This window comes from Pelatocladus sp. (genome assembly GCF_059505505.1).
This window is the reverse complement of the sequence record NZ_JCACKS010000112.1, coordinates 1-7459: the sequence shown is the minus strand read 5'-3', so window position 1 is coordinate 7459 and position 7459 is coordinate 1. Positions and strand designations below refer to the sequence as shown.

Below are 7459 nucleotides of genomic sequence, written 5' to 3'. Positions count from 1 at the left end.
CTACAGGCTGCGCGGAACACGGAAACGTCAACCCTGAAGCTGCTGCAAGGAACCCGGAAGCTGCTACAGGGCATGTAAACTATGATCGGCTGAAATGGTCAAAAAATTACCAAATACAAAATCCCTACCCTTTGTAAGGCTACGCTGTACACACAAGTCAAAAATTTTTCATGTTGAAACCGTATCCCGCCTAGAACTAAAGTTCCAGGCTAATAGCAAAAGTCCACTCAAGTGGACTGGAACAAACTTTTTTTGAGTCCTCTTCAGAGGACTTGCGCTATGAGACTCGGAATTTATTCCGAGGCGGTACAGATGCGCTCAACCTAGATTTGTGTCTAGTCTTTGTCTCGCAAGTCGCATATTATGAGGTAAAGTACAAAATTTTACCAAACAATATCCTACCTTTATATATTAGTCTCTATATTAGAAATTATTTTTCTCGTGTTTATGGCTGCTGTTGCTCCGAGAATTTGGAAATAGCGTCTCCAAAAAAGTAGAGGATACCGTGCCTGTCTACTACGATATGTTATCAGCATTAGTGTTCAATCTCCCCCATAACTTTACACTCAGCAACTCATCCCCCAGCTATTACTATGAAGGTATTTGTCCTACAACTGGCGAACTACTAAAACTTCCCCGCACTTCTTTAGTAGAAGCGATCGCACATAATTTCATGCAACACCTTGCTAGCGATGAGGTTTATTGCCGTGAAGGTAAGATGTACGGGATATTACTGGTAGAAATGGCTGATGGCGAACAACGGATACTCAAAGCTTTCTCTGGATTACTAAATGGTTGTAGTGTAGTTGCGGGCTGGGTTCCACCGATTCCCGGACGAGATGAAGTTGCTGTTGATGAAGCCCGGACTTTGGCTGATTTGGATACTATTAAACAAGAATTGATTACCCTCAAGCAACTTCCCGCACGACAGCAATACGAAAAATTATCTCATGAGTTTGAACAGCGCCTACAACAAATGAGCGATCGCCACAAAGAAAGCAAACAGCAACGCCACGCCCAACGTCAACTATTTAGCACAACCCTCACCGGAGAAGCACTGACAACGGCTTTAGAACAACTGGAAGCAGAAAGTCGTCGAGATGGAATTGAACGACGCCAACTCAAGCGCCAACGTGATGAACAATTGCAACCACTCAAGCAAATAATTGATACCGCAGATATACGCATCCGGGAATTGAAACAGCAACGTAAACAACTATCCCGCCAACTACAAGCACAAATGCACGCCGCTTATTCTGTCATGAATTTCTGGGGACAGTCGCGATCGCTACAACAATTAATCCCAGAAGGTTTACCCACTGGTACTGGCGACTGTTGCGCTCCTAAGTTACTCCACTACGCCGCAACGCATAATTTAAAACCATTGGCAATGGCAGAATTTTGGTGGGGGCCATCCTCTGTTAATCAAGATAAAATTCAAGGAGAATTTTATGGAGCTTGTGTCGAACGCTGTCAGGCTTTAATGGGGTTTTTGCTGTCAGGATTGCAACCTCATCCTCCCGAAGAAATTCCGATTCTCTACGCAGACGAATGGCTGATTGTTGTGAACAAACCTCCAGGATTATTATCAGTACCTGGTCGTTATCGCGACACTCAAAACAGTGTTCTCAGTCGTTTACGCCATATGTTACCAGATGGAATCGCACTGACTACCGTACATCGCTTAGATCAACAAACCTCTGGTATTCTGTTATTGGCACGCGATCGCCAAACCTATCGCCAACTAAGTCAGCAATTTCAGCAACGCCAGGTTCACAAAATTTATGAAGCGGTGCTTGCTGGTACTGTAACTACTAACCAAGGTGTTATCGAACTACCATTGTGGGGTAATCCTGATAATCGCCCTTATCAACAAGTAAATTGGCAGTATGGAAAACCTAGTTTGACTAAGTACCAGATAATTAGCAAACAAGCAAACTACACTCGCATAGAATTTATCCCGCTAACAGGACGCACCCATCAGTTGCGAGTTCATGCTGCTGATCCAACAGGACTGGGGATTCCAATTTTAGGCGATCGCCTTTATGGATGTAGTGCAGAGGCGAGTCGGTTACATCTACACGCCAGAGAACTAAGTTTTGAGCATCCCCAGTTGGGAGAAAAACTGTATTTACAGACAAAAACCCCATTTTAATTTTGAAAAATAGTAGAGACGCGAAATTTCGCGTCTCTACACCGTCTCCACATCCCCACCTCAATCTTCACCCGCCAATTTTGGCGCACACCATTGACCTATAGGTTCAATTTTTGCCTGTTGCATTAACTCTGCAATTTGTGCTTCTTGAAATTGATAATTATCCGCTAATAACTGCATTGCTTGCGCCTTAGCATCATCAGCAGACACACCAAGTGTCATAATTTCTTCATCTTGATTACCTGTCATTTTCTCAATTGCAACAACACAAACATATTGCGGTTCATTGGATCTAATTTCCTGTACCATTGCTAACCTCTTTGAATGTTGAAGACTTATCAGTTAACTGTTAACTGTTAACTGATTCATCCCCCAAACTTACGACTCTTCAAATAACCGATCGCCTCGATGTAACCGATCTGCCATTTGATAAGTTTGTCCTTGCGATCGCATGGTTGGTGCATGGGCTGCTAAATACCGGGTTGCGGCAATTAAGACATGATTTCCTGCCTTTGTGTCGCGTAGCAAACTATACTGACGAAAAGCTGCTTCTATTTCTTGAATCACATGAAAGCTGCGGTCTTCGCGCAATAGCATTTTACCCAGTACGGCTAAAAGTCGATCAGGATTACCACCACCATACAGATAACGGGCGACTAAAGCGCCTGCTTCGTTTACCTGTTGTTGTTGATCAAGTAATTTTGGTAGTTCATCCAGCAATTTTTCTGGGTTGTCTACAGTTTCCTTTGGTTCTGGTAAACGTGCTGGTGGCACATTTAAAAATCGGTTGAGATACACACTCATAGCTGCATCGAAGACACCTCGCAGCAATGATTGGGAAGCAACGCGCCGTAACCCTTGATGCACTGCATTAGCAAAAGTAAAAGTATGATGGGCTGTATCCCAATCCCCAAAATCATTATTGGTGTGAAAACGAGCAATTCGCAATGCTGCTGCATAGGTGACAGCACCTGCTAATTCTGTCTCGGTGCAACCAGTTCGTAGTGCTGCTAAAAGTGAGTCTGCGATCGCTTGAGCATCTTCACTTAGAACTATTGTGACTAATGCTTCACGGTTTGACCATGTTCCTTGCTGATCCCGTCCTGATTCTAAAGCTGCTGGGATTTCTGCAAAAGCACGATCTAAAATTGCGACTAAATCCACCGGGTAACGCCAGGAATTTGACTCCTCCATCCGTTCGGCGCTAGCATATCCAGCAACTAAGCTAGTTAAAACTGATTCTGCATTCTGCCAATTTGTAGCATCCAAAGCTTCTAGAGCTTTGTTGGTAAAATCGAGAACATGACCAACATCAATATAGCGGTGATCAGTGGCAGCAGTAAACAACATCTCAGCGATTTGCTGTTGGTCAGCACCAGAACGCACCGCCGATACTAAACACCGTTCTGCACCTTCTGCATCACGTACTTCAATAAACTGGCGAAACCATCTTTTTAATGTATTTATATCGGGTGCAGATGCGGGTAAAGGGTGAACTCCAAAGTGGGGTGGTTGACCTGCACAGTCACGCGCCACAGCAGCCAATCCGTGATAAAGGGCGCGGGGTCGGTCTTCTGGGTCGAGGTATGGTAGAAGGTTGATCATACAAGTGTGCATCGTCAAACCTGCTCCCCAACCTGCATTACGGTAGCGCACCCCAAAATCAAGTCCAATGCGGAATGGTGCTGCTGGTTCGATACCTGCATCTAGCAAAGCAATCACCGATTTAGCAATTACCAACGAGATCCCCTGTTCTAAACCATCTTGGAGGCGCTGACGCTGGTGAGCTTGGGGGTCTGCATGGGGTGCTAAATCTATCCATACCTGATCACCACGAATCTCTACAGGAAAAGCACGTACATCATCAGCCCAAGCGTCAAATGTGCCACCACTAGCCAAGTCAAAACGAGCATGATGCCAGTGACAAGTTAAAATACAATCTTTAACAGTGCCTCGGTGTAAAGGAAAACCCATGTGTGGGCAACGATTATCTATAGCGTAAATTTTGTCATTGTGATCAAACAGTGCGATCGCCTGTCCTTCAACATAAACAATTGCATAAGCGGCGGCTTTGACATCAGCAACCTGAGCAACGCATACATAATGCTCAGTATTTTTCCTTGCTTCCAAAGCTTGACTCATATTGCACCTCCTCCTGGGAAGATGGCAAGTTCTTTCTTTTACTGTAGCTGTTCTCCTACACAAAAGGCTACGGTGTACACATAAATCCTCTGATCCCCCTAAATCCCCGCGCTGACGCGCCGCTACGCTAGAAAAAAGGGGGACTTTGATTCTAGTTCCCCCTTTTTTAAGGGGGGTTAGGGGGGATCAAAACGCTACTAGGCAACTTTATAAGACTTCTGTGTACACCGTAGACACAAAAGGTGGGAGTACTTTGATTTCATCGAGCGATCGCATTTGATTTGTGGTGTTTGGTTTGAAGGTGCGATCGCTTCTGCTGTGATAGGAACTAATCTCTTTATACTTCAACTTGAAGTGCGGAATGTGGGTTTTAGGTGTCAGTCTCTCCCTGACAAATCCATGCTCCCCAATAAAAAGGATGCTCCAGTGGCGTATCTTCTTCATGACAATCAATTTTACTTTGTGGTGACAACTCGTTCACCCTCAATAGTTCCTTCAAAACTTCCATACCCAAAGCAGACTGCCGCAATTGTTTTACTGTAATTTTACGTATATAATTCTGGGTATCCTGTAACGCTTCTGCACGCCCCATTCCCAAGAGCAAGTTGTCAAAAAAACGCTCCATCAGCAGAGCAGTTGCTTTGTCAGGTACTTTCCACAAGCTCATCACGAGTGTTTTTGAACCCGCTACAGCAAAAGCGCGACGCAACCCAAATACACCTTCGCCAATTTTAATATCTCCTCTGGCAGTATCGCAGGCAGACAGAACAGTCAGTTCGTTCGCCCATAAATCTAAACTGGCGATCTCCTGAGCAAAAACAAAGCCTTTACCTGCTGATGGTGGTAGATTACCACCAGATAACCAAGTATTTGCACCCGCCAAAGCAAGTCCAGAGCGCATCATCGGGTTTTTTACCTTTGATATCTCAAAACGCTCCATCCCTAATTCTTTGCGCTCCACGTTAAGAGATACTTGTGGCAAATCTGGTAAGAACAAACCATGAGTGGCGATCAGCATAATATTAGGACATCCACTGCTGACTAAATGGCTTTCCAATGCTTCTGCTCCCATATATAACCGTGCTTCTTGGAGTTTTTGGGCGACACTTTCACCGAGAAACCTTGTACCAGCAGCGCGAGATAAAACCTCACCATCAAGAGTATTGATAAATTCTTCTCCTTGTCTCCCTTGTCCCCCTTGTCCCCCTTGTCCCTTGGCTTCCCTACTCCTCTGCTCACTAACCAAATCAAAATCTGGATCAGCCATAATTATAGGTGCATCCGCAGCGCGGGTTGTCTGAACTTGAGAGCGGAGAATATCTCGTCCCACACCTAAATACGAAATGGTATATTCATCCATCAGTAGATGTGTACCCGTCTCATCAATGGGTAATATCTGAAACGGCAGCAAGTTCAAGTTACCATCTGGTGCAAGTATTAGATGTTTGCAGTTTCTCACCACCTCATGAATAGGCCCAAAAAGCACATTCCTCAGTTGGATAGCTGCTGCTGGATTATATTGTTTAATTTGTAACTTGGGTATAGAGGCTGCTTTTCCCCACGCTAGAGTTTTTCTGGTATAGTCCGATGCTTGCAAACGAAATTCCCGAATTAGCTCATCAATAGCTTCAGCTTCTCCTAAATCGATCATCTGCACTGCATCTGGCTGCTGGGCTGGTAAAATAAATGCCAAATAACGAGCAGGATGCCATTGTATTTGTTCTCTAGCTGGAACTGCATGAAAATCGTAGACATCGAAGCGGACAAATTCTACTAATATCGAATTAGTTGGTAATGCCTCAGCTACCGCAAATCGATCACCAAGTTTCTCTGTTAATTGAATTTCTGGTACTTGGGATGCTAGTTGTTTTTGTAAGTGGTTATATCTAGCCTCCAGTTGTGCTAACTCTTGCTGATAATTCGTGAAATCACTGATTTGAGGCGTAGAAAAAGTCAACTTTACTAACTGTGCATTCAAATCACTCAGTTGACGAAACTGTTCTTGCAGATGGGGATAGCGATCGCTCGCTAAAGCTTCATTTTGAGCAGCTAATGACGCAGATGTTAAGGCTTTGCGTTTGAGGACAAAATCTAACGCTTGTTGCAACGCATATTTTGAATTGGGAAGATGTTTGTAAATCAGAGAGAGAAATAAATCGAAATTACCTCTGATTTTCTCAATCCAAGCTATTCGGTCATTTTCAGAACTAAAAGCAAATACATTACTAATTAGTTTATCATTGATTTCGCTAGCTTGAAGGCGACATGACAAAGCATCATCAAAACGTTGAATAGCAGCTAATAAAGTTGCTAAATTATTTAAACTAAATGCCACATCTGGATGATGTTCTCCCAACAGAGACTTCCTCATCAATAAGGCTGCTGTGTAATATTGTTCAGCTTCAAGGTAGCGTCCACCAGACAAGTATATCTCTGCTAAGTTATTTAAAGTGTTAGCAATATCTGGATGTTCTTGACCTAATAAAGACTTTCTGATATCTAGTACTTCTAAATGCATTTGTTCCGCTTGGTTGTAGCGCCCCAGACTGCCATAAATTGTAGCCAAATTATTCATTGTACTAGCTACTTGTGGATGTTTATTGCCAAACTGATTTTTGACAATTAACAATACTTTTAAAAATAACTGCTCTGCTTGAGAATATAGTCCTTGAGCAACATAAAATGCAGCAAGATTATTCAAAGCTTGGGCAATATCTGGGTGTGAATCTCCTAGTAATTCTTTTCGTAAATTTAAGGCTTCGATATATAAGGGTTTCGCTTGCGAAAAATATCCTAACATTCGATATAATTCTGCAAGATTATTTAAACTATCTGCAAAAGTTTGATGTTTATATAGATTTTTGCGTCCTAGTTTTATAGCTTCTTGTGCAACAATTATCGCTTGTTCAAATTTGCCTTGTCCAGCAAGTTGCACTACTTCTCGATTAAGTTGATCTATTTTTTCTAGAATTTCTTTCATCTGCTGATTCCAGATACTTCTATACTTTTTACTTTTGCCTTTTAACTTTTTACTTTTTAATTTGCAGTTCTTGTAGCGTGTGTTACGTAAGAGATTAGACCTCTTGCAAAAGTCGAATGAACCCCCCTCAATAAACATCTCCAAAATAGTATATTTTGTGGTAAAAGAACGTCAATAGAAGT

At 42.9% G+C, this 7459-nt stretch carries 5 protein-coding genes; 1 reads left to right on the top strand and 4 read right to left on the bottom strand.

Annotation, left to right across the window (positions count from 1 at the left end):
- Window positions 1–523 precede the first annotated feature (523 nt).
- Complete coding sequence (locus AC5JMK_RS10605; protein ID WP_495910036.1) at window positions 524–2155, top strand: RluA family pseudouridine synthase; 1632 nt, start codon at window positions 524–526, stop codon at window positions 2153–2155.
- Between the two features lie 60 nt (window positions 2156–2215).
- Here the strand turns inward: AC5JMK_RS10605 and AC5JMK_RS10600 are convergent, their stop codons facing one another.
- From AC5JMK_RS10600 to AC5JMK_RS10585, 4 genes are all read right to left on the bottom strand, one after another.
- Entirely contained in the window at window positions 2216–2464 is a 249-nt protein-coding gene (locus AC5JMK_RS10600) for a hypothetical protein (protein ID WP_096677319.1), read from the bottom strand.
- Between the two features lie 69 nt (window positions 2465–2533).
- Entirely contained in the window at window positions 2534–4297 is a 1764-nt protein-coding gene (locus tag AC5JMK_RS10595) for a Rieske (2Fe-2S) protein (protein ID WP_495910035.1), read from the bottom strand.
- A gap of 207 nt (window positions 4298–4504) precedes the next feature.
- Window positions 4505–4645 carry a hypothetical protein gene (locus AC5JMK_RS10590; RefSeq protein ID WP_495910034.1) on the bottom strand — a complete coding sequence of 47 codons (141 nt, stop codon included), beginning with the start codon at window positions 4643–4645 and terminating at the stop codon, window positions 4505–4507.
- Between the two features lie 22 nt (window positions 4646–4667).
- Window positions 4668–7277: a CHAT domain-containing protein gene (locus tag AC5JMK_RS10585; RefSeq protein WP_495910033.1), complete on the bottom strand. Its 2610-nt coding sequence runs from the start codon at window positions 7275–7277 to the stop codon at window positions 4668–4670.
- Between the last annotated feature and the right edge of the window lie 182 nt (window positions 7278–7459).

What these genes read in the sequence shown, in the direction of transcription:
- AC5JMK_RS10600 (WP_096677319.1), bottom strand. Translation starts at nt 2,464, where the DNA reads ATGGTACAGGAAATTAGATCCAATGAACCGCAATATGTTTGTGTTGTT.
- AC5JMK_RS10585 (WP_495910033.1), bottom strand. Translation starts at nt 7,277, where the DNA reads ATGAAAGAAATTCTAGAAAAAATAGATCAACTTAATCGAGAAGTAGTG.
- AC5JMK_RS10605 (WP_495910036.1), top strand. Translation starts at nt 524, where the DNA reads ATGTTATCAGCATTAGTGTTCAATCTCCCCCATAACTTTACACTCAGC.
- AC5JMK_RS10595 (WP_495910035.1), bottom strand. Translation starts at nt 4,297, where the DNA reads ATGAGTCAAGCTTTGGAAGCAAGGAAAAATACTGAGCATTATGTATGC.